The organism is Mycobacterium sp. 4D054 (genome assembly GCF_052245755.1).
Classification (GTDB): Bacteria; Actinomycetota; Actinomycetes; order Mycobacteriales; family Mycobacteriaceae; genus Mycobacterium.
In genome coordinates, this window is the sequence record NZ_JBQQCF010000065.1 from 1 (window position 1) to 21,326 (window position 21,326).

The 21,326-nt window shown below is 67.4% G+C and carries 23 protein-coding genes; 6 read left to right on the plus strand and 17 right to left on the minus strand.

Annotated features, from left to right (window positions below; translation table 11 throughout):
- Positions 1 to 191: 191 nt before the first annotated feature.
- From ACTWP6_RS27455 to ACTWP6_RS27515, 13 genes are all read right to left on the minus strand, one after another.
- Entirely contained in the window at positions 192 to 650 is a 459-nt protein-coding gene (locus ACTWP6_RS27455; protein ID WP_443189362.1) for a hypothetical protein, read from the minus strand.
- A gap of 383 nt (positions 651 to 1,033) precedes the next feature.
- Positions 1,034 to 1,693 carry a hypothetical protein gene (locus tag ACTWP6_RS27460; RefSeq protein WP_163680976.1) on the minus strand — a complete coding sequence of 220 codons (660 nt, stop codon included), beginning with the start codon at positions 1,691 to 1,693 and terminating at the stop codon, positions 1,034 to 1,036.
- Between the two features lie 386 nt (positions 1,694 to 2,079).
- Positions 2,080 to 2,565, minus strand: a complete 486-nt coding sequence (locus ACTWP6_RS27465; protein ID WP_163886458.1) for a hypothetical protein — start codon at positions 2,563 to 2,565, stop codon at positions 2,080 to 2,082.
- 79 nt (positions 2,566 to 2,644) lie between these two features.
- A complete protein-coding gene (locus ACTWP6_RS27470) occupies positions 2,645 to 3,220 on the minus strand; it encodes a hypothetical protein (RefSeq protein ID WP_163886457.1) in 576 nt (191 codons plus the stop codon).
- Positions 3,221 to 3,594: 374 nt separating this feature from the next.
- Positions 3,595 to 3,882, minus strand: coding sequence for a hypothetical protein (locus tag ACTWP6_RS27475; protein ID WP_239342844.1), 288 nt, complete (start codon positions 3,880 to 3,882; stop codon positions 3,595 to 3,597).
- A gap of 77 nt (positions 3,883 to 3,959) precedes the next feature.
- Complete coding sequence (locus ACTWP6_RS27480) at positions 3,960 to 4,499, minus strand: hypothetical protein (RefSeq protein ID WP_239342843.1); 540 nt, start codon at positions 4,497 to 4,499, stop codon at positions 3,960 to 3,962.
- Positions 4,500 to 5,040: 541 nt separating this feature from the next.
- Entirely contained in the window at positions 5,041 to 5,712 is a 672-nt protein-coding gene (locus ACTWP6_RS27485; protein ID WP_163680986.1) for a hypothetical protein, read from the minus strand.
- 79 nt (positions 5,713 to 5,791) lie between these two features.
- The gene (locus ACTWP6_RS27490; RefSeq protein WP_048424167.1) at positions 5,792 to 5,983 is read right to left on the minus strand and encodes a hypothetical protein; all 192 of its coding nucleotides are present in this window, start codon (positions 5,981 to 5,983) and stop codon (positions 5,792 to 5,794) included.
- Positions 5,983 to 6,603 (minus strand): hypothetical protein, encoded by a 621-nt coding sequence (locus ACTWP6_RS27495; RefSeq protein WP_006247566.1) that lies wholly within the window; start codon positions 6,601 to 6,603, stop codon positions 5,983 to 5,985. Before ACTWP6_RS27495 ends, ACTWP6_RS27490 begins: the two co-directional genes overlap by 1 nt.
- Complete coding sequence (locus ACTWP6_RS27500; protein WP_163680988.1) at positions 6,600 to 7,238, minus strand: hypothetical protein; 639 nt, start codon at positions 7,236 to 7,238, stop codon at positions 6,600 to 6,602. The genes ACTWP6_RS27495 and ACTWP6_RS27500 overlap by 4 nt, the downstream gene beginning before the upstream one ends.
- Positions 7,239 to 7,267: 29 nt before the next feature.
- Positions 7,268 to 7,513, minus strand: a complete 246-nt coding sequence (gene nrdH, locus ACTWP6_RS27505; protein ID WP_239342842.1) for a glutaredoxin-like protein NrdH — start codon at positions 7,511 to 7,513, stop codon at positions 7,268 to 7,270.
- 597 nt (positions 7,514 to 8,110) lie between these two features.
- Positions 8,111 to 9,751, minus strand: a complete 1,641-nt coding sequence (locus ACTWP6_RS27510; protein ID WP_239342841.1) for a ParB/RepB/Spo0J family partition protein — start codon at positions 9,749 to 9,751, stop codon at positions 8,111 to 8,113.
- A 444-nt stretch (positions 9,752 to 10,195) separates the two neighbouring features.
- A complete protein-coding gene (locus ACTWP6_RS27515; RefSeq protein ID WP_013470240.1) occupies positions 10,196 to 11,230 on the minus strand; it encodes a DUF932 domain-containing protein in 1,035 nt (344 codons plus the stop codon).
- A gap of 338 nt (positions 11,231 to 11,568) precedes the next feature.
- Between ACTWP6_RS27515 and ACTWP6_RS27520 the strand changes: the two genes are divergently transcribed.
- Positions 11,569 to 11,736 (plus strand): hypothetical protein, encoded by a 168-nt coding sequence (locus tag ACTWP6_RS27520; protein WP_239342838.1) that lies wholly within the window; start codon positions 11,569 to 11,571, stop codon positions 11,734 to 11,736.
- A 22-nt stretch (positions 11,737 to 11,758) separates the two neighbouring features.
- On the opposite strand, the gene ACTWP6_RS27525 is transcribed toward ACTWP6_RS27520, so the two are convergent.
- Positions 11,759 to 12,970 carry a hypothetical protein gene (locus ACTWP6_RS27525; RefSeq protein ID WP_239342836.1) on the minus strand — a complete coding sequence of 404 codons (1,212 nt, stop codon included), beginning with the start codon at positions 12,968 to 12,970 and terminating at the stop codon, positions 11,759 to 11,761.
- 362 nt (positions 12,971 to 13,332) lie between these two features.
- Here ACTWP6_RS27525 and ACTWP6_RS27530 point away from each other — a divergent pair, with 362 nt between their 5' ends.
- From ACTWP6_RS27530 to ligD, 4 genes are all read left to right on the plus strand, one after another.
- Entirely contained in the window at positions 13,333 to 13,788 is a 456-nt protein-coding gene (locus ACTWP6_RS27530) for a hypothetical protein (protein WP_006247573.1), read from the plus strand.
- A 171-nt stretch (positions 13,789 to 13,959) separates the two neighbouring features.
- Positions 13,960 to 14,760, plus strand: coding sequence for a hypothetical protein (locus ACTWP6_RS27535; protein WP_239342835.1), 801 nt, complete (start codon positions 13,960 to 13,962; stop codon positions 14,758 to 14,760).
- A gap of 73 nt (positions 14,761 to 14,833) precedes the next feature.
- Positions 14,834 to 16,711 carry a hypothetical protein gene (locus ACTWP6_RS27540; RefSeq protein ID WP_239342834.1) on the plus strand — a complete coding sequence of 626 codons (1,878 nt, stop codon included), beginning with the start codon at positions 14,834 to 14,836 and terminating at the stop codon, positions 16,709 to 16,711.
- Positions 16,712 to 16,790: 79 nt separating this feature from the next.
- The gene (ligD, locus tag ACTWP6_RS27545) at positions 16,791 to 17,777 is read left to right on the plus strand and encodes a non-homologous end-joining DNA ligase (RefSeq protein WP_374207106.1); all 987 of its coding nucleotides are present in this window, start codon (positions 16,791 to 16,793) and stop codon (positions 17,775 to 17,777) included.
- On the opposite strand, the gene ACTWP6_RS27550 is transcribed toward ligD, so the two are convergent.
- From ACTWP6_RS27550 to vapB, 3 genes are read right to left on the minus strand one after another with little or no spacing between them, the layout of a single operon-like run.
- A complete protein-coding gene (locus tag ACTWP6_RS27550; protein ID WP_239342832.1) occupies positions 17,778 to 19,334 on the minus strand; it encodes a serine/threonine-protein kinase in 1,557 nt (518 codons plus the stop codon). It abuts the gene before it with no gap.
- Positions 19,335 to 19,380: 46 nt separating this feature from the next.
- A complete protein-coding gene (locus ACTWP6_RS27555) occupies positions 19,381 to 19,791 on the minus strand; it encodes a PIN domain-containing protein (RefSeq protein WP_011767768.1) in 411 nt (136 codons plus the stop codon).
- A complete protein-coding gene (gene vapB, locus ACTWP6_RS27560; RefSeq protein ID WP_048471216.1) occupies positions 19,782 to 20,009 on the minus strand; it encodes a type II toxin-antitoxin system VapB family antitoxin in 228 nt (75 codons plus the stop codon). Before vapB ends, ACTWP6_RS27555 begins: the two co-directional genes overlap by 10 nt.
- Positions 20,010 to 20,153: 144 nt before the next feature.
- Between vapB and ACTWP6_RS27565 the strand changes: the two genes are divergently transcribed.
- Positions 20,154 to 21,110 (plus strand): DUF4226 domain-containing protein, encoded by a 957-nt coding sequence (locus tag ACTWP6_RS27565; RefSeq protein WP_239342831.1) that lies wholly within the window; start codon positions 20,154 to 20,156, stop codon positions 21,108 to 21,110.
- Positions 21,111 to 21,326 lie beyond the last annotated feature (216 nt).

Consider the following 21,326-nt stretch of genomic DNA (forward strand, 5'->3'; position numbering starts at 1 on the left):
GCCACCATCTGCCTGGCGCGACGGCGCACCAACGTTCTCTACGCCCTCATCCGTGACAACCGGACCTGGCAACCTGATTCACCCCCGGTCACCGCCGCGGCTTGACTTCTTCATTGAGAGTCCTTTCCGTGGTGAGTGGGTGGATGGGGCCGGGCCCACCGCCTGGTGGTGGCGGGCCCGGCCGGGATCGGTTAGGCGGCGACGGGTTCGGTGGTGAGCACGTCGTCGATGGCCTGGTGGAGGTCGTCGTAGGCCAGGGCCAGGGGTGCGTGGTCGATGGTGAGGGTCCACATCGGCTCGTCGCCGACTCCGGCGGTCAGGGTGTAGGTGTGGGCGCCGGTGGCGCGGTAGGACCAGGTGCCGGGCACGGCGTGGAAGGTCAGGTCGCCGGCCCGGACTTTCTGGATGCGGGTGTCGGGGGTGGTGTCAAGGTCGGGTGCGGTGGCCTCGATGGCGGCCAGGAGTCCGTAGTCGTCGTTGGCGAGCAGGACGAGGTGGTGTCCCCGTTCGGGGCTGTACTCGTGGACGGTGGTCAGCTGGATCGGTCCGTGGTTGTGGTGCAGGTTTCGGGTGATGCCGTACTGCTGGTGCTGGATGCGGTCGGCGGCTTCGGCGAGAAGGTCGAAGGCGAGTTCGAATGCGTGGTCCATGGTTGTTCTCCCGTTTCTCGTGGTGAGTGGTGCGCCGGTCAGCGCTGGGGAGCGGTCAATCGGGTGAGGGTGGGCGGTCAACCCCGAAGAGCCGACGTTGGACGGAGCAGGGTTTTCGGCCCGCGAGCGGCAGCGAGCTTGATAGGGCCGAAAAGGTCACTCGGCCTGCGTAGTTCGGCGTCGGTGTGGGTTGACCGGTCGGGCCCCCGGCCGATTAGGCTGCGACCCCTGCTGACGGTTAAAGGTGAGTAGCTACCCAACCCACGCCCGCCGCAGGCGGGCATCCGGCGCCCGCCAGGGCGGCCGCCAGTGGGCGGTGGGTCGCTGTAGGGCGGCCGGCCACCGGTGGATGTCGCGGTGGCCGGCTCGCCGGGACAGTGTTTTTAGATGAGCCCGATGAATCCGGACCCGATGGTGTTGGCCTGGGCGGTGCGTGCTTCGACGTCGTGGTCGATCTCCTCGCGCGCCTGGGCGACCATGGTGGCCAGGCCGGGGGGAGCGTCAGCGGTGATCGGCTCGTCGGGGTCGGCGTAAAAGTCCCAGCAGGAGGCGACGTCTCGGCAGTCGGGGGCGACGACGGTGTAGCCGTAGACCTCGCCGTTGGCCCAGGCGTCGTAGGCGGCCACGGTGCCACGTGTGTAGTCCAGGGGTGTTGTCGCGTCGGCGGGGGCCCAGGCCAGACCGTCGATGCTGCGGTAGCGGTCGGCGCTGGGCTCGGCGGTGCCGTAGCGGTCGCCGCTGCGGGTGACTTCCAGGATGCCGGTGAGTCCGTGGGTCAGCCACAGGTAGCGGCAGAGGGCGGCCGCGGACCGGTACTCATGGTCGTTGAGGGAGTCATTGGCGGCGGTGTGCTGGCGCAGCAGGGCGGCGACGTCGTGGGCGGCGTCGCCGAGTTGAGCGCTGATGGTACGGGCGGTGCCGAGGTAGACGAATCCGCCGTCGTCGCTGTAATCGGGTGCGGCGGCGTCGATGTCGTAGTACAGGGCGATGACGTAGGTGCCGGCGGTGGTGGGTACGGCGATCTTGTCGAAGGGGTCAAACATGGTGGGTCCTCACTGTTGGTGACCGGCGGTGCGCCGGTCAGTGCGGCCGCGTCATGGACCGTGGGGTGGGGCGGGTCAACCCCGCAGAGGCCGCGCCGGGACGGAGCAGGGTTTTCGGCGTGCGCGAGCCGGGCGCGCCAGCGCCTTCGGCGAGTTGGCAGGGCCGAAAAGGTCACTCGGCCTGTGCAGTTCGGCGCGGGTGTGGGTTGAGCCGGCTCGGGGTCCTGCGGTCAGGCTGGGCGGCTGCTGACAGGTAGATAGGTGAGGGGTTACGGATATCGGACGTTCGCCAAGCGCCCCGGAGGGCTGCTGCGGGCGGCTAGGACCGGAGGAAAAGGGGGGCCCGGTCACCCTGCGGTGGGTGACCGGGCCCGTGCTGCTGAGTTTTAGTCCCAGCTGGCGGCGATGGTGTCGATGGCGTCGGGGATCGAGGAGTGCGGGATCGCTTCGGAGAGGCGGTCGACCTCGTCGGCGGTGAGGGTGCGCCCGGCCCAGCTGCTGGCTTGTTCGGCGGTGATGAGCTCGGCGGGTGCGTCGAGGGCGGCGGCGAGCATCGTGAGCAGTTCGGCGCCGGTGGGTAGCGGCAGATTGTCGGCGTGGTCGCGGAGCCGGGCGCATTCCTTGGGCTGGCTGCAGGCGCATTCGGAGTTGGTGGCGCTTAGATCGCGGTAGGTGCTGTCGAGCGGGTGGCCGTCGACGCTGGGGCCGTCGACGATCCAGCGGGTGCCGTCGTCGGAGAGCCGTAGGTGCACTGCCACGGTCTGTTCGATGAAATGTGCTGCTGGCGGGTCAATCTGGTTGTAGTAGTTGGCGTTTCCGTCGCGTCGCAGGGGTGTCGTCTCGCCTGCGGGGGTGGTGGCGTGCTCGCTCATTGTGGGGTCCTTTCGGTGGTGTGGGAGGGGAGGTGCCGGCGGCCGCGGTGGGTTGGCGGCCGCCGGCGTGGTGTGGATGTCAGGCGCTGCGGGTGCCGCGGCGCCGCCGGGACGGTGCGGGTGCGGGTTCGAGGAACTCGGCGATGTGTGTGGTGGCGGAGTCGATGCCGGCGAAGCGGGGATGTTCGGTGTCGAGGTCGTCGGTGCGGAGCTGCCATAGGGGTGCGCCGTCGAGGCGGTATTCGGGGCGCAGCTGGTAGAGGTGGCGGCCAACAGCGGCGTAGCTCCAGGGGTCCAGCGGGTTGATCGGTTCATCGGTGACGACAGGTGCGGTGTGGGTCCAGAGCAGGCCGCCGCCGCGGAAGTGGCGGGTGCGTGCGGAGATGGAGCGGCCGAGGTCGGGGTGTGCGGCGCTGGATTCGGCGCTGGCCTGCAGGACTGCCTGGGGGTCTCGGGCCCAGACCTGGGCGGTGGAGCCCCAGGTGTGGTTGCGGCGGTGGGCGGTGATGGTCAGCCCGTCGGGGATGCCGTCGGGGTGCAGTTCCTCGTGGCCGGGTTCGACGAAGTAGAGCAGGTCGGTGGCGATGGCGGCGAGGCGTTCGCCCAGCCAGTAGGTGTGGCGGCCGCCGGCGAGGAGGTCGGTGTGGGTGGTCATGGTTGTTCTCCGTTCGTGTACGGGTTGGGTGCGCCGGTTAGCGCTGGGGTTGCGGGGGACCGGCGGGGTGGCGCGCGCAACCTCGAAGAGGCCGTGACGAGCGGAGCAGGGTTTTCGGCCCGCGCGAGCCGGCGCGCAGCGCCCTGGCGAGCTGGCGTTGGGCCGAAAAGGTCACTCGGCCTGCGGAGTTCGGCGCGGGTGTGGGTTGCGCGTGACGGGGCCTCGTCGGTCACACTGGGCGACCCAGCTGAACGGTTAAAGGTGAGGGGCTACGGACCACGCCCGCCGCAGGCGGGCATCCGCCGGTCGCACCTAGTGCGCCGGCGACCGCGCACCGCGAAGACACCACACCGCGCCGGTGTGGTGTACGGGGGTTACGGCGTGAAGGGGTTGGGGCTGTCGTGGTGCAGGCCGGCGAGGAGCTCGGCGGTGGCGGCGTGGTCGGGGCTGCCGTCGACGCCGTCGCCGGTCTGGATGATGGCGGCGATGTCGGCTCCGAGGTGCAGTGTGTAGCGCGGCCATTCGTCATCGCCGGCGCGGGCGATCAGGGCCGCGGTGGCGGCCGTGAGCCGGATGCGTGCGTGGGCGGGGTTGTCGCCGAGACCGATGATGGTCTGCTCGCTGCGGTGGCCGCTGCTGGTCACTGCCCAGGTGATGGTCATGTTCCGATGATCGCCGCCAGGAGGCGGTGGCGGGAGGGGCCGCACTCCCGGTTGTGGATAAGTGCGGCCCCTGTGGATCACCGGGTCGGGCGGTAGCTGGCGTCGGTGGGATCGAAGCGGTGTTGGTCTCCGTCGAGGCAGACGGCGGCGGCTGTTTTGTGGGCGAGTTGGAGGACCTCGACAGCGCTGCGGTAGGCGGCGAGGTCGACGATCTGGAATGTCACGGGCCGCATGTAAACCTCGACCCAGCGGATGGTGCGTCGCTTGTCCGGGGTGAGGGCTTCGCGGCGGGTGACGGCGTAGGGCGGGCGTCGGGTCCAGTCGACGCCGATGGCGGGCCCGTCGTAGGGCTGTTGGTCGCTCGGGGCGAGGTTGTCGGGGAGCCCGGCCAGCGCCTGGCGGGCGGCTCCGAAGGCTTCCAGCACGCCCTGGGCTGCTTGGGTGTTGAAGAAGGTGAACAGGATGCGTCCCCAGGTGAGGGTGACGCGGGCGATGTCGGTGTGGGCGTGATGGACGCTGATGTCGGGCTGTTGGGCGCCGCGCAGTCGTACGTAGGCCTGGGAGATCGCTCCGGCGGGGATGCCGATGTGCGACTCGGGGATGGCGATCTTGGTCATGGTTGTTCTCCGTTCGTGTACGGGTTGGGTGCGCCGGTTAGCGCTGGGGGTGCGGGGGACCGGCGGGGTGGCGCGCGCAACCTCGAAGAGGCCGTGACGAGCGGAGCAGGGTTTTCGGCCCGCGCGAGCCGGCGCGCAGCGCCCTGGCGAGCTGGCGTTGGGCCGAAAAGGTCACTCGGCCTGCGGAGTTCGGCGCGGGTGTGGGTTGCGCGTGACGGGGCCTCGTCGGTCACACTGGGCGACCCAGCTGAACGGTTAAAGGTGAGGGGCTACGGACCACGCCCGCCGCAGGCGGGCATCGGCGCCTCCGGGCGCCGCTTGACCGGTGGGGCGCGGGCGAGGTGACGGGCCGTCAGTGGCTGGCACTATAAGTGCCTTCACCCCGAACGGGTTCTGCGAGGCGGTATTTCGCGCAATCGGCACGGTGGCGAGAATGGACCGGGGTTGTTTCTCAGCCCAGCGCGCGGGTTTGGTGGATAGATGTGGGCGGCGCTGCGCGCCGGCTTTCCCAGTGCACACGGGCACCGGCCCGCTCCCGGGGTCAGCGCTGCAGGCCGGCGACGACCAGATCGGTTAGCGATTCGGTCAGGCTGGTGAAGCGGCCGGTGCGGGTGCCGCTGTGGGTGTGGTGCTCGCCTAGCCAGATGCCGACGATGGTGGCGGTGCCGTCGCTGGCGGGCTGCCACACGGGCGCTCCGGAGTCGCCGGGGATGCTTTCGGGCATCCCGGTCACGCTGTATTGGTAGCCGAGTAGCCGCCCGTCGAGCTGTCCACAGACAGTCTTGGTGCGGATTCCGCTGCGACACACGGTGATTGCGGGATCTGGAACACCCATGCCGCTGACAGGCATGCCGTTGATCGTGGACACCGATCGGCTGGTGCCGAAGTTGATCAGCGCGAAGTCGTCGAAAAGCGGATCGGGGTCGTTGACGGCGACGGCGACGGCGCCGGTGGCCCCGCTGTCGTGGTCGGATACTGCGGAGCCGCCACCTCGAGTGCAGTGGCCGGCGGTGACCCCATAGGTGGTGGCCCCGGCGGTGTAGGTGTAGCCCAGCGTGCAGGTGGTGGACCCGGTGTTCGAGTGCACGGCGATCTCGTCGCCGGCGGCGACGGTGTAGGCGCCGGCATGGCTGAGCGCGGGTGCGAACAGGCTGGTGATGGGGATGAGGGCCCCGGCGAGGGCGGTCAGTGTTGCTGCTCGGGTGGGCCGCATCGCGAGTCCCTTTCTTCCTGGTGGGGTGCTGCGAATCATTGTGGGCGCGACCGCTGACAACCCAGGTTCGGGCGCAGGCTCAGCGCTGCGACCGCGTGCGTTGCCGCTCGGCAGCGCGGCGGGCGCGGTTGTGCAGGGTGTCGATCCAGGCGTGCGCGGTGCGGGCGGATTGGCCGTGGTCCTGGGCGGTGCAGGATTGGACCGCTTGGCCAGCGCGGGCAGCGATGCGCAGATCGACGCTGACCGGGGTGGAGGTACGGCCGGGGCTCATCACGGCTGGTCCCATCCGGGCTGGGCGGCCGCTTCGGCGCGTCGCCACAGTTCGGCAAGGTCGTCGCGGGCGGTGCTGATGTGGGTGGTGAGGTCGGCACGGTCGGCGCCACTGTCGGCCATCTGCTGCATGCGGATTCCGTGTTCGCGCACCGCACGGCGGTACGCCTCGTCGAGCACGTCGCGCGCGTGGTTGGCTGCTGCGGCGGCGCTGACGGTGTGGGTGTAGAGGTCGGCCAGATGCAGGGCCAGTCGGTGGTGTTGGCCGGCGGTCGGGGGGCGAGTGGGGTCCAGCGACTGGGTGGCGGCGTGTTGGCGACCGTAGGCCAATACGGTGACCGGATCGGGGTCGCGGCGGGCGTCGGTGACGCGGCGGATGATCTCGTAGACCCAGCGGTTCATGGGCCGCCAGATGGCGGTGTCGGGGATGAGGTCGCAGAACGTGCGCGCTCGGGTGTAGGGCATCCACAGCAGGGCTCCGAGGAGCTGATTTTCCGGCTCCCAGCGTGCGGCGATGGTTTCGCCGCTCGGTTCGGCGCTGAGCTCGAAGTCTTCGGTGGCCGCCCGGTCGGTGTCGTTGTCGGGGACGACGTGCAGTGGGGCGCGGTGCGCGGCGGTCATGATGCGGTGGCCCCCCAGATCAGCAGGGCATACCACCAGGTCAGGGCGCTGGCCTGGTCGGTGGTGGTGGCGGTGGGCAAAGCGGCGTGCACGGCGGCGGCCAGCTCGGCGGGGCTGGGGTGGGTACCGGCCTGGCTCAGGGCGTGGTGGCGCAGTGTCTCCAGGACATGCTGATCGGGTGCGGTGGGCAGCTCGACTCCGGCCAGCTGCGCGGCTTCGCGCCAGAGTGTGCCAGCGGTGAACCAGCAGTGGCCTTCGGCGCGGGCGGCGGTGAGGACCGCCAGCGGGTAGCGCGCTCCGGGGTCGGTGTCGGCTCCGTGGTGCCAGGTGTCGTGGTGGTCGGTGATCCATCGCTGCGCGGCGACGGCGGCGTGGTAGGTGGCGGTCTCGCTGGCTTGGTGACCGGCCGGGGCGATGGTGGCGTGTCCCGTGTGGTGCGGCCTGGTGGCGCGGCTGTCTGGTTCGGCCAGGGCGAGCAGCTCGTAGCGGGTGGTGTCGGGGTGCGTGGGCAGCGGGCGCAGGTAGTAGTCGGCGCCGATGACGTAGTTGATGAGGCTGCGGTGAGCGTCGTCGCGGTCGGGGTGGTCGGTGGTGGTGACCGACCGGCCTTGGTGGTCGATGGATAGCTGGTACATCGTGGGTCTCCTGTCGTGGTCAAAGGTGATCAGGCGCTCAGCGGGCGGGCTTTGCTGACCTCAGCTATGCGGTCGGGCCGGAAACCGGACCAGTGCTGTCCGCCGGCCACCACGACGGGGGCCTGCAGGTAGCCCAGTCCCATCACGTAGTCGCGAGCGTCGCTGTCGACGGTGATGTCGACTTTCGCGTAATCCACACCTGCTTTGTCCAATGCTCGGAAGGTCGCGTTGCATTGCACACAGGCGGGCTTTGTGTAGACGGTGATGGCGGTCATTTCTCACTCCTTAAGGGTTGTCACGAATTGCTGTTATCTATTTCGATTATATCGGCATTTCGGCGTGTCAGGCAACATTTATCGGGCTATTTGTGGGTAAGCTGTGACCTTTTTTGACCGGTCGAAAATCAGCGCGTAATTACGCTGAAGGCAACCCGTTCGGCCGGTATGGCTCTGGCCGGTATCTGACCCTCGAATCGGTCGTAACATGCGTTCGCACACTCCTGTTCAGCTTTGGTGCTGCCTGTTCTTTGGCGCTTTCTCGCATCAATGTCATGGCCGGCGTAGGGCCCAGCGCAGTGCACAGGTCCGGACGGAAAGTTTTCCCCGTGAGCGTCTTTTGCGAGCGGATTCGTGGAAAAGTTTCCGGGCCGTTAGGCCGTATCCGTGGCCTTGCGCGGAGCGGGCCGCCGGCCACAATTGATAAAAGAGAAAGCGGTCAGAAAAATAATTCAGTAGCGCCGTCAGGCGCTTCCGCTGCACTGGTCGCGGCGATGTCGATCTCGTGGATGAAATGCGCGACCATGGTCCTGCTGATGGCGGTCCCGAGCGGGAGGTGGGACCGGCGCTGACCGGCCCCACCTCCCGACGCGGGGGCTAGTCGTCCTCGGCGGGCTCGGACTGCTCGGTCAGCGAGTCATAGAGTGCATCAGCGGTTTGCTCGCCGAGGATGACGCGCTCAATGTCAGCCAGCGGGTAGCCGTTGTCGGCCAGGAAGCGCAGCAGCTCGGCGGCTCCGACGTAGTGGCCCCAGCCGCTCCCTCGCCAGGCGTCCTTGCCGGTACGGGCTTCCAGTGCACCGAGCACCAGCGCCAGGGTGATCACCTGGGCGCGTCCGTCGCCGGTGGCGGGCAGCTCGGCCACCATCTTCGTCACTGCTGTCGAGTCGCTGGCCCCGAGCAGCTCGGCGCTGATCTGCCCGCCGTGGTGTTCCTCGATCAGGCGCACGTCGCGGGTGAGGCAGCTCGCCACGAACATCGCCGCACCCTTGGGGGCGGTCTTGCGGGCGAGGATCTTGCCGGTGATGAACTGGCGACGCACCTGCTGGGCGGCTTCGCCGAGCTTGTTGAGCGCGATGACCTTGCGCCGCTCGCGGCGCGCCGCTTCGGCTGCTGCGGCCTCCCGCGCTTCGGCGTCCTGGTCGCTGGAGTCATCGGCGTGGTGGTCGCTGTCCTCGCGGGCGAGGGCTTCCACGCGCTTAGCCAGTGATTCGCACAAGACCAGTCCGGCGGCGGCGTAGTCGGTGCACAACCAATCTGCCTCCCACACAACCACTTCGGTGACTGAGCTGGGGTCGCGCTTGCCCTCGGCAACCGTGGCACTGAATCGAGCGTGCCAGTCGATGTCGTGGGCGTCGACCGGTTCGCCGGTCTCGGTGTCGACGTAGCCTTCGACTTCGGTCAGGCAGACCGCCCAGTGTGCAGGGTCGGTGACATGCTCGTCGGTGGCAGCCTCGCCCTCGGGGGTGCGCAGGTAGCGCAGTTCCACACACGTCGTGTCCCCGTAGGCGGGGAAGTCCTCGACCACGGTGTATCCCTGCTCGGTGTAGCTGGCGGCAGCTTCTTGGTAGGCCTGTTGGGCGGCGCGGTCCTGGCGGATTTCGGCGACCCGATGCTCGAATCGGTTGGTTCCGGCCACTTCGAGCAGACGCATGATGGCGTCGGGGTCGTCATCGAACTCGCTGAGCACTGCGGCCTCTGACAGCGACAGTTGCCCCGCGTCGAGTGCCTCCATCGCGGCCTGTGATCCGGCGGCGGTGGCCACGGATTTGACCGTGTCGCGCCCGATGGACAGTTTCTTGGCGACCTTGGTCACGGAGGCTCCGGCGTCGAGCATCTGCTGGATGCCGCGTGCCCGCTGGGCCTCGGTGAGTTCGCGGCGTCGGTCGTTCTCCACGATCTGCTCGGAGACCCGTTCGACCACCTGGGCCTTGTCGTCGGTCGCACCGGCTGGGCGCACGTAGACCGGGACGCTGGTCAGACCAGCCTCGCGTGCGGCCAGGGTGCGTCGCTGTCCGGCGCGCACCCGCACCACGCCGTCGTGTCCGCGCACCGCTGCGATGGGGTTGAGCACGCCGTGCTCTTTGATGCTGGCGACGAAATCAGCGTCGAGTGCGGCGTCGTCGCGGACGTTGGTTTCCAGCTCCAACGTGTGCGGGTCGAGGTGTTCGAGGGTGCCAGCCGCCGCGACCTGTGCGTTGGTGTCGTTGTCGGTGACGGTGGTGGTGTTCTCGCTCATGGTGATGGTGACCTTTCATCGATGGGGTGAGTGGGCGGTGGCCGCCCGTTCTTTTTGCCTTCTGGCACTGAAGATTTGGGCCGGCATCAGGGCCGTGGAGTGCAAAGGTCCGGGCGCAAAATTCTTCGCGCGAGCGCAGCGAGCCTCGAAAGAATTTTGCGAGCCCTTGGGCCCGGAGCGCAGCGGAGGCCGTGGCCTTGCACGCAGCGGGCCGCCGGCCATAATCGAAAGCCAGAAGGCAAATAAACTAGCGCCGGGGCCCGTAGGGACCTGGTGTTCAGCAGCGCCGCAGGCGCTTCCGCCTATGCAGTTCCCCGATGGCATCGGTGCGGGTCGATCAAGCCGTGGCTGTCGTGCCCGATATTCCTGCATGGCAGCTCCTTTCGGGATCGTGGGGGATGGGGTGGTCTGGCCCGCGCGGGGCGGGCCAGACCACCCGGGGGGTTAGAGGGTTTGCAGCATCCGGAAGGCGTTGGTCTTCAGGGTCTGAGCGGTGCTGCCGCCGGTGACTGCGCGCAGGGCCCGTACCGACTGCGGATCTCCTGCGGCGCGGACCTTGCTGTAGTGGTCGACGTACTCGGTGACCGCGTTGTAGGCCGCCCACCGGGTCCCGGCGATCGGAGCGACGGTGGGGCTGGACACCCACAGTTTGACGATCGCGTTGGCGGTGTCGCGGCGGTTGCGGGCCGTGGTCTTGGACTCGGCGCCGTCGACGTCGACGAGCTCGCCGGCGAAACGGCGCATCTGGTCGAGGTCCATGGGGGCGGCGTAGAGGGCGGCTGCTTCCTGCTCGAACGCTTCGACGTAGCGCCAGCTCAACTTGAGCGCTCGTCGGGCCTCCTGCAAGGCGACGGCGGCCCCGCCGGTGTGGCTGATGCCGAAGCTGGCCGCCGCGCGTGCGATGGCCGCGCTCTGGGTGTTGGCGCACACGATGCGCACCGGCGTCACCAGGAAGCGGAACTTGCTGGACCCGTCGTGAGAGTTCAGCGCGGCCAGGTAGAAGTCGGTGCGGTCCTTGGTGCCGTCGATCCCGTCGAACACCATCGATTCGGGCAGCTTCATGGTCACGAACGTTTCGCGCCCGCCGCGTAGCGCCCCGGCCGTCTCGTAGACCGCACCGCTTTCGCCGGTGAGCGCGTCGAGCAGGTCACACGATGCTTCGTTTTGCATCGGCTCGTACTTGTTGCCGACCACGCCGAGCACATCGAGGGCTCCGGTAATGGGGTTGGTGCGCACGGTGGCCCACTGGTCGGGCACTGCCAGCGGGGCGGGTGTGGTGACACCGGTTTCGCTGATCACCGGCTCCTGGGGGACAACCAGCGCCATTTTGCGGACGTTCCAGTTGGCCAGGTGGGCGGCGTGGAGAGCCTCGCGAGCGGTCATAGCGTGGCCAACCTGCTGGCCGAGTTGGTGCCAGGCGTCGGTACGCGAGTCGGCGAAGCTGACTTTGCCTGCGGTCTGATCGAGTTCGTGAGCCATGGTGGGTTCCTTTCGGAGGTGAGTGGGCGGTGGCCGCCCGTTCTTTTTGCCTTCTGGCACTGGAGATTTGGGCCGGTAGAGGGCCGTGGAGTGCAAAGGTCCGGGCGGGGCAGGTCCCGGGTGAGCGCAGCGAACGTTTGTGGGGGAGCTGCCCCGAGCCTGTGGGCCCGCAGCGCAGCGGAGGCCGTGGCCTTGCGCGGAGCGGACCGCCGGCCACAATCGGAGGGCCAGAAAGGCAAACTTCGGTGGGTCGGCGGCCCCGCAGGGGCCGGCGAATCAACTGCAGCGCCGCCAGGCGCTTCCGCTGTGGATATGCACCGCCCCGGTAGCCTGGGTTGATGTCGTCGTGTGAGAGTGCGCTGGTCGATGCCTTGACGCGGCCCATCCAGGGGCCGGTGTCGGCGCCGGTGCTGACCTGGGCGGTCACCGGCGCATGGCCGCGCCCGGCGATGCCGTTCGACACCGCTTATGCGCAGCCGGCCTGGTCGGACCCGCTGGGGCTGTAGCTGGCGTGCCCGAGGGCGGGTGTCAGAACAGCGCGACATCGCCGGCCACCTCGGCGAACCAGCGCTCGAAGTGGGGTCTGGCCTTGTCCGCAACGACGGCCGGGCAGGCGACATAGAACCGCTCTGCCCATGGCGGCGTCTCACCGCGGCGCACCGCGATGCTGCGCGCGATCCCGTCGTTGCCGGTGTGCAGCTGTCCGGGCATGCCCAGTAATGCGGCTGCCATCTCGGCGCGAGATCCACGATCAAGCAGACGCACTGACCGGGCGATGACCGGCCTGGTTCCGGTCCCGCGAACCTTGGCCACCCGGCGCACTTCGTAGATCGCGTGCTCGGTGTCGTCGAGGCGGCGGTGGAACAGGTCAAGGACACCGGTCAGACCAGCAGCAGCAACATCGTCGTAGAGGCGGCCAGTCGGGCGCAGGGTCTGCTTGTCGTTGATACAGACCGCGACGTGTTCGATGAACAGGGCCAGCGCTCCGGCTGCGGGATCAGCGGCGTAACGCTGCAGCGTCGACTGCACGCCTCGTGCCGAACTCAGCGCGAAAGGACAATAGCTGCAGGCACTTTTGAGCCATCTGCGGCCCGTGAGGTTGTAGACAAAAGTGTCGCAGTCAGCTCTCGTCCATCCCCATTGAATCAGGGGGTAGCGGCCGGTTCGGGCTGCTGTGTTGTAGGCGGCGTCGCGCTCGGCGCGGCCCATCTCGTCGACCTCGAAGCCGACGTAATGCTGGTAAGGCTGACCGCCGGTCAGTCGGGCGATCACCGGGTCGAGGACCGCGCCCTTGGCTCGGGCGCTGCATTTGCGGGCACCGCCGCGCTGCGGCAGGGTGCCGGCGGTGAGCATCTCCGTCGACAGCGCGTAGGCCCCCTCGACGAAGAGTCGGTCCGGTTCGGTGGTGTCGCTGAAGGTGGTGATGCCCTCGCCGGCGGCGGTGGTGAGCAGCTGGTGGCGGCCGACCTGGACGAACCGGACCCGGTGGCGACGTAGCTCGGGGAGCACGTAGCGCTCGACGTCGGCCCCGGTGGCACTGAACTCGTCTCCGGTCATGGCGGTGATGACCACCAGGTCGGACAGATCGAAGTCACGGCTGGACGGGTCGGTGAGCCAGCGCAGTAGGACCGCCGTGCTGTCTAACCCGAGGCCATACGACAGCACATGCCGGGGGTGGCGGCGTGTGCTGGTGTCGGCGCTGAAGAGGCTGGCCTGCTCGTGGTGTGCCTGGGTGCTCATCGTGGGATCTCCCGCCCGTTCTTTTTGCCTTCTGGCACTGGAGATTTGGGCCGGTAGAGGGCCGTGGAGTGCAAAGGTCCGGGCGGGGCAGGTCCCGGGTGAGCGCAGCGAACGTTTGTGGGGGAGCTGCCCCGAGCCTGTGGGCCCGCAGCGCAGCGGAGGCCGTGGCCTTGCGCGGAGCGGACCGCCGGCCACAATCGGAGGGCCAGAAAGGCAGAACCACAGGCAAGGCCCGGGGCGTGTGTCGGGTACGGGCCAGCCGCGGGCACTGCAGTGCCATCTCCCCGACTGGAGTACAGCTTGGTGTGAGTGGGGGAAATCTTTGCAGATCAGCGGTGCGCCGCGCCCTTAGGATCGCTGGTATGCCCGACTTCGATGTGCAAGTTGATATCAATTACCTGGCCAAGGTGGTCACCGAGGTTCGCGACCTCGCCGAGACCGTCCGCACGTACGGCCGCGCCGGGGCATCCACCATCGCCGCCGCCACACCGACGGCACTGCACGTGATAGCCGCCTACCTCGAATCAGAGATGCGCAGCTGGGCTCACACCGATGGCACGCATGCGCGGCTGTTCAACGAGAAGCTCGGCGGGGAGGCCATCCGGTTTCCCGAATTGCGGGCGGTGTTGACCTATGTGACGCCGTCTCCGGTGAGCCGCGAGGTGCAACAGGCCGAACTACGGGCCGCCGGCGCCCGCCTCAGGGCGGTGGCGCAGGAGTTGCCCTCACGCATGACGACGCAGTCGGTCCCGAAGTTCGTCTCTCTCATTGAGGAGCAGGCGGCAACCGTCATGGAGTTCGCCGATGGTCTCGGCTAGAACGGCGGGCCGGCGATGAGCCGCCGCAAAGCGACTCCGTGGGCGGCACCGGGCCTGCCTGACATTCGCCGGCAGTGGTGCAACGCTTTGGACAGCCTTGTCGACCACCAATCCAGCGCCCTTGCAGAACCGTCCGAGGCCCTGGGAGCTGCGGGGGAGAGCCTTCGAAGGTTGAAGCGGCTGCAGGCGAAGCTGGCCGAGACGTTGAGTCAGATGAGCGGCGAAGCCGACATCATCAAACGTGCTGAGCTGTACTGGGTTTCACGCGACATGGTGGACGTCGCGCTCGACGCCGCCGACTCCCTTCCGGAGTGGACGCCCGCTGTCGCCGCGCCGGCTCCGACTGGGCTGTTGTGTTGGGCAAAGCCGGCCGGAAGTGTGCCATGGAATGCGTTGAGTCCCAACGATCCCACCGAGGTTTCGTGGGACGGGGTGTGGTGGTGGTCTCGCCCCGACGGGGTGCTGCAAATTCAGCCGTTGTCACGGTTGGCTAAGAACCCCGAGCTGCTCGCCCCCTACGGGGTGTCTTCGCCACTATGGGTGACCAACCCGACGCTGCTGCTACAGCCGTTGGTGCCGCGCACCGCTGAGGTGGCCCGATCGGCTGAGGCGTCACCGTTGGTCAGTGTCGTCGGGGCGGCCTGGCTCCTGATGGGCCAACCCACCGTCGCCTCCACGCGCGTTCTCGGCAGTGCACCGTCGACGCAGACCGAGGAAGGCTCTCGTGCGGCTGCGGACCCGAACCGCGTGAGCATCATAGAGTTGCGACGCCCCATGAGCCCGCCCGGGGAACGCGATGGTTCACCGGGTGACCGTCAGTACCGACACCGATGGTGGGTGGGCGGTCATTGGCGTCAGCAGGCGTGTGGGCCCAACCATGCCGATCGGCGCCCGAAGTGGATCGCCCCGTACGTCAAGGGTCCAGAAGGCGCCCCACTCAAGACCGACCGCGTTCACGTGTGGCGCCGCTGAAGACAGCCGAACCCCGGGGCGGAACCTTTCGTAGCTGTTCGCGTTGTGTGGGGTGTGGGAACCGAGGAGTGATATGCCTGGCAGGGTTGAATGGTCGGAACTTGGTGGCGATGAGGCTGAGACGGTCTTGGCCAACTTGCTTTATAGCGAGCGTAGGTCTTCGACCCGGGTCCGCCCATCGCGTGGCGACTTCGGCATCGACGTGCTAGACCCGAGCAAACGCGAAGCTGGCAAGTACGACGTCTATCAGATCAAGCGCTACGCGAAGACGCTCACTGCCTCGCAAAAGAAGGAGATAGAGAAGTCGTTCCGGCGGGTGCTGGTAGGTCTAGTCCGCAGAGAACCGCCCGTGCCGCTGGGGGATTGGTACCTGATCGCGCCAGTCGACAATACCGTCGACAATCAGCTCGACTGGTTTCATTCCATGCCCGATAACGTTATCAACGAGATGTTCGAGGATGCCGAGCTCGCGCTGAACGAGGACGAAAAGCAACGCATTACCGCGTGGCGTAACGCCCCTGGGCGAGTCATCAAGTGGGAAGGGCGCGCATTTTGCGAGACGCTGGCCGGTGAATACCCCTACGTCATCGACTATTACCTGCACGGTGGCGCCGATCGTCTCCGCTCGGCGGTCGCTGAGATGTCAGCGATCCTGCGGCGCGACGTATCGGCGGGAGAAGCATTGAGTACGGGAACCGTTGATGACGTGGCGCTCGTAACACCAGCCGAGATTTCTTCGCATCTCGACCGGATATTCAAGGTGCTCGACACTGACCCACACTTTAGATACGAGTTCAGCATTGACCTCGAACCCGGTGAGATTACACGCCGTGACGGCATGATTGCAGCCACGCAAGAGATCCAACCCGACGGCAGAACACTTACTTTCCGTGTGTACCAACGCTTCTCCGAGTCACAGCGTGAACGCCCGATCCCATTTCGGCTGCGGTTCGCAGCCGAGGATGCGGCTTTCGATGAAGACGCTTACGACAGTTGGCGCAAGTACGGAACGCCGTTGAGTGCGCCGGCCGAGGTCGACATTGATCTGCCCGGGGGTCTGGGGGCTCCGCTGTCCGGGGGGCTCACCGAGGTACTCCTTCAGAGCCAGGGCGAAGACTATGCTGCACGTTTTCGCATCCGCGGGTCCGACGGAACATACAGCCCCACATTGACCTTCTCGATCACGGCTAGGACCGGCCCCGAGCAGACCGGCGTGTGGGAGTCGGGCACTGATGAGTCGGGTTATCTGACGTTTGACACTCGTACGGATCTTGAAACACGTTCCGGCACATGGGGTTTCACCAGGGCGCGAATCGTCGGTGAGGAGATCGATGCAGTCCTGCCCAGTATCGAGTTCCTCCAGAGCATCGCCACTGGCAACGTTCTGGAGGTCGCTCAGCGAGTCGGCCCGTTCGTCGACTACCGTGAGATCCCTTCTCATGAGGCCGCCTTCCCCGACGACGTCATGGTCTATCTGCGGGCACTGTCTGTCATTCAGACTTCGACGTCTACGCCAGTCCTTATCCCGGATTTGACGACTGTTAGCGCCGCTGATGCTCGCGACGTAGCCGAGGCCGCGGCACTGATCGGTGGTCAGACCGTCTTCGGCGACTGGGCATCAATCCGGTTCAAGGACGACGCATCCTCGCCGACAGTAGGGCCAAACCTAGAGGAGCGTGAGGTCAGTCTTGACGACCACTATGAGGTCCAGATCATCGAACCGTTGATCGTGAAGATCGGCGACCAAGAGTTGACGCTCGGTGCTGTCGAAAGGCGCTTGCTGTCAGTGGGTTACGAGGTCGACGATGGCGAGATCGTCGGCCGCCCGCTCACCAATGACACCGCTTACCGCCGATACTTAAGAGGCTTGCCTGCGCCCGACCGAAACAGCCGGCCGGTGAAGGGAAAGTATCTCGGCACTCGGTCGGAGGCGTTTGACGAGCAACAGTAATGCCCGATCAATAGGCCAGTCTGCTACGGGAAGCGGCAGGTAACAGTGACGCGCTGCCACCGGTGAGTACCTTCGAAGCGTGACCCGCGCTTCGTTGTTCCCCGACCGCCTCGCGGCCCCTGCGCCCATGTTGGCGACGCTGGGCCAGGCCCCGCACGGCGGTCAGTTTGCTGTAGAAGTGAAGTTTGATGGCCAGCGGGGAATGTTGACTGTAGATCCCCGGGTGCGGGTGACGTCCCGCAATGGGGCGGACATCACCGAAACCTTCCCCGAGTTGTCCGCGGTCGCAGCTGCAGTCGGTGGCCGTCGAATGATCCTCGACGGTGAGATCGTCGCCGTCGACGAACACGGGCGCCCGTCGTTTAGACGGCTTCAGCGGCGGTGGCCTCAGCAGCGTCGGCCCAGCGGGCAGCTCGTGCGTGAGGTGCCCACGCGATTTCTCGCCTTCGATGTGGTGAACATCGACGGCGAAGACATCACGCACTGGCCTTACCGGGAGCGCCGCGAGCTGTTGGACACACTGATGGTGGTGAAGCGTTCGCCAGCACTGACGGTGCCGAGGCACTGGACCGATGTCGCTCCTGCGGACATGCTCGCTATCTGCGCTGATCAGCACCACGAGGGCATCGTGTGTAAGCGACTGGATTCGCCATATCGGTCCGGGCGGTCACGGGACTGGATTAAGAGCCCAGTTCGTGCCACGACGGAGGCGGTGATCGTGGGGGCGTTCGCCGGCCGTCGCGGTGAGGTTGGGGCCCTACTCCTGGCCGCGCACGATGAGGCGGGACGCCTCGTGCTGTTGGGTCAGGTGGGCACGGGTTTTAGCGGTGCCGAACGTCGCCGTCTGGCCACACTGTTGGCCGGGACCGAGGTCACCGCGCCGCCGGTGGCGGAGGGGGCCTCGATGTCGGGGGTCCAGTGGTTCAAGCCGCGGTATGTCGGTGAAGTTGCCTACCGCGAGTATCACGCGGGCAAAGGTCTGCGCCACGCGTCGTGGAAGGGACTCCGCACTGCGCCCGTGTCGGGGGTGTGCTTGCCGCGCGATGCCGGCGCGGCGCCCGGCTGATTACGAGTGGGTGCCCCACCAGGCGTAGAGCTGGTCCAGCCGAGGGTCGGTGGGGCCACCGGATTGCACGTCGGCGATGAGCCGTTGCGCGTCGTTGGTCCACACCACGCGCGGGCGCCCATTGTTCAGCCCGCACAGCACGGTTCCGCGGGTGACGGCGGGGGTGTCGTTGCGGCGCCACGGGCCGGGGGACTGGATGTTGCCGGGGCAGACGACCACTGTCGTGGATTCGACGAGCTGGTCGAACGTGGTGCGTAGCACCTCGGGTCCGGCGGCCAGGGTGTAGGTGGCGCTGCGGGGTCCACCAGGGTCGGTGTTCGGTCCGCAGGTGATCACCGTCGCGCCATCGGGGGATGGTCCTGGGGTGCATGCCTCGGCGGGATAGCCGGACGGAAGCAGCCGCCGGAGATCTTGCAGCGCTGCGGGTGGGGCCGCGGTGGTCGTCGGTGGCGCCGCCGTGGGGGCGGTCCCGCGCGGGTCGGAGCCGCGTCCGATAAGCCACACCGACAGGGCGATGATGAGCACGGCGGCGACTGCGAGTGCCGCGAGCAGCTGGCGCCGTTGTGAGACGGCACGGGTGTGGGGAAGCAGGCTGATGAAATCAGCTGCTGCGCCGTGAGACTCGGCCCCGCCTAGCTCAGTGTGGGGTGGCGGCTCGTCGCGAGCGGCGGGCGGTGCCGCTGGAGCCGAGGGCGGCGGGAGGGTGAGTGCCGCGCTGGCCGCGGCCGCGAAGTCGCCGGCGGTGGGGTAGCGGTCAGCGGGATTCTTGGCCAGCGCCTTGGCGATCACGCTGTCTAGTTGTGGTGATGCCCAGCTGAGCCGGTCGGACACTCGGGGCGGGGTGGTGTCCAGATGAGCTTTCACTGTGGCGCCGACCCCGGCGTCTGTCGGGTAGGGGTGTTCTCCAGTCAGCAGCCGAAAGAGCGTGCATGCGAGGGCGTAGACGTCGGCGCGTCCGTCCAGAGCTGCTGTCCCGGTGATGACTTCGGGCGCGCTGTAGGCCAGGGTGGCGCTCATGGGCCCGTCGCCAGTTCCGCGGCTGTGGGGGGACAGGGCGGCGCCGAAGTCGGTGAGCACGACGCGGTCGAGACCGCCCGGCAATTTCTGGGCGGCGATCAGGAAGTTCGAGGGTTTGATGTCTTGGTGCACGACCCCGTGGGAGTGCGCGTAGTCCAGGGCGTGGGCGACCTCGGTGATGATGTGGACTGCCCGCTCGGGTGTCATCTGTCCGTCGCGCAGCGCGGTCTCGGCGTTGGTTCCCTCGACGTACTCCATGGCGATCCAGAGTTGGCCGGTGTCGGTCTCGCCGCGGCTGAACACGCGCACGATGTTGGGATGTTCGAGCCCGGCGGTGATGTCGGCTTCGTGGAGGAACTGGGCGCGTACGTGGTCGCCGTTGGCGTGCTCGGGTTGAAGCACTTTGAGCACTTCCCGGCGCGGCAGGGTGGGACTGTGCACCAGGTAGACCGTCGCCATCGCCGTGACGGCCAGGACCCGCTCGACGCGGTATCCGGCGATGTGGGTGGGCGGCGGGGGCTGGCCCTCGGGTGCGGTCATGTCGACGCCTTCCCTGCCGAACGGTGACGGCTGCGTACGTGTGTGCTCATAGGCGGAGCCGTTCGACGGCTTGTCCGGTGACTTGCGCGATCAGGTCGAAGTCCGTGTCGAGGGCAAGCACGGTGAGGCCGGCCATCTCGGCGACCGCGGCCACCAGCAGATCCGGGATCGCCGGGGCGCGGTGGAGCCCACGGTCGGCCAGCTGGAGCTGCACGCCCACGGCGCGGTCCTCGGCGGCCGGAGTTAGGTACTCGAGCGGCATCAATGCCAGCGGGGGTGCGCCTGATTCGCTGCGGGCCTGCGGCCCGTTGCGGAACGAGTAGCCGATCTGTAGGCGGGTGACGGTGCTCATGCGCACGAGGCCGCGTTCGATGCGCTCGACCCAGGCCTGGGCGTCTGGGGAGGCCACCAGTTGGGTGTAGGCCGATTTGTCGATGAGCCAGTTGGTCACCGCCACGCGGCGTCCATGATGTCGGGGTCGTCGAGGTCGGTGGCCGCCGCGGCGGCGCGGCGTAGATCGTCGACGGTCATGGTCCGCGTGGGGGCGCTCACTGAACCTTCGGTCTCGAATCTGGTTCGCAGATATTCTTGGCGCGAGAGACCGCGGGCGGCTGCGTCGGCGTCGATACGCGCGATCGCCGCGTCGGACAGTCCGCGGATCAGCACATCGCCCATCGCGCATGACCTCCTGATATCATCGTTATCAGTTTACAGGGTGTTTAGCTGGCCCCCTGCGGCGACACTCATCGCGACGGGCAGCCGCGCGGCCGGGCTGACTCCTGCTGTCACCAGGGCTCTGCATGCCCGATAATTGGTGGCGTGACCATTCAGCTTGAGGCGGCCCAGGCGCTGGCGGTGGTCGAACGCGCCCGCTCGCTGTTCGGTACGCCCGGGCCTGTGGCGACGTCGGGAGCTCCTCTGCAGACGGCTGCGGAATCTGTCAGCGGCGCGGGTCAGCAGATGTCGGGCCTGTCTGGTCAGCTGGTGGATCGGCATGCGTCGGTGGTACAGCAGCAGAACCGGGAGCTGGTCACCGCCGGCCGTACCGACTCCACCTTGGAAGCTCGATTGGCCAGCGCGGCGCAGATCACTGAAGGCGGGGCGCGCCAAATGGACACGATTGTCGCCCAGACACGCTCGATCGCCGAGGTGGCTGGATCGGCTCGCACGCCGGCGGCGGAGATGATGGTGCTCAAGGCCCTGCGGACGCAGGTCGCCCGCGCCCAGTCTGTGGTGGCCTCGACTCAGCAGCAGTCCGGCCAGGCCGCCGGCGAGGTGAGAGCGCTGAGCTACGGCTCCGGTGAGTTGCCCCAGGCTCCGGCCGACCTTCCTACCGACAAGCCGGGGGAGGACCCACCGCACGGTGAAGATCCGCGGTACTGGCTCGATGTCACCAAGTTGACCTACGTGGGTGACGGCGAGCTCGCGCCGCCGAACTACAAGCAGGTGGGTCCCAACCTCTGGTATCCAGATCCTGAGGGCGGCCTGGGGTATGTGCCGCCCCCTCCGCCGGCGAAGTATCCCCTCGATCTGAGTGACGTTCGGGTGATCGACCCCGACTCCGGTGCGCTCTTCCCGCCGGGCTATCAGCAGGTCGCGCCGGGAATTGGTGTCCCACACCCTGATTCCTATTACGGTGTGCAGCCGCCGTGGCCCAAGCCGCAGCAGCCCATTGATGTCCGCGACGTGGTTGAGATAGCGCCAGATCAGCTTGCCCCGTGGGGTTACGTGGAGTACATGCCTGGGTGGTGGGTTCCCGATCCGTCCAGGCCCTAGCGAGGAAGCCACGGGGTTCGGGTTCGTAGTGTCAGATCAATCGCGGTCGGCCCTGGTGGTCCTCGACGATGCAGCGTTCGCGGCGCAGTTGTCCGTTCTCATCTGACCTGATGTATGGACGGCGTCCTGAACTGCGGTGTATCAGTTCGGGTGAGAATCCGACGGGTCAGCTTTCTCATTTCATCTGATACAAGAGGTTCGCTGGTCGTTAGCGTC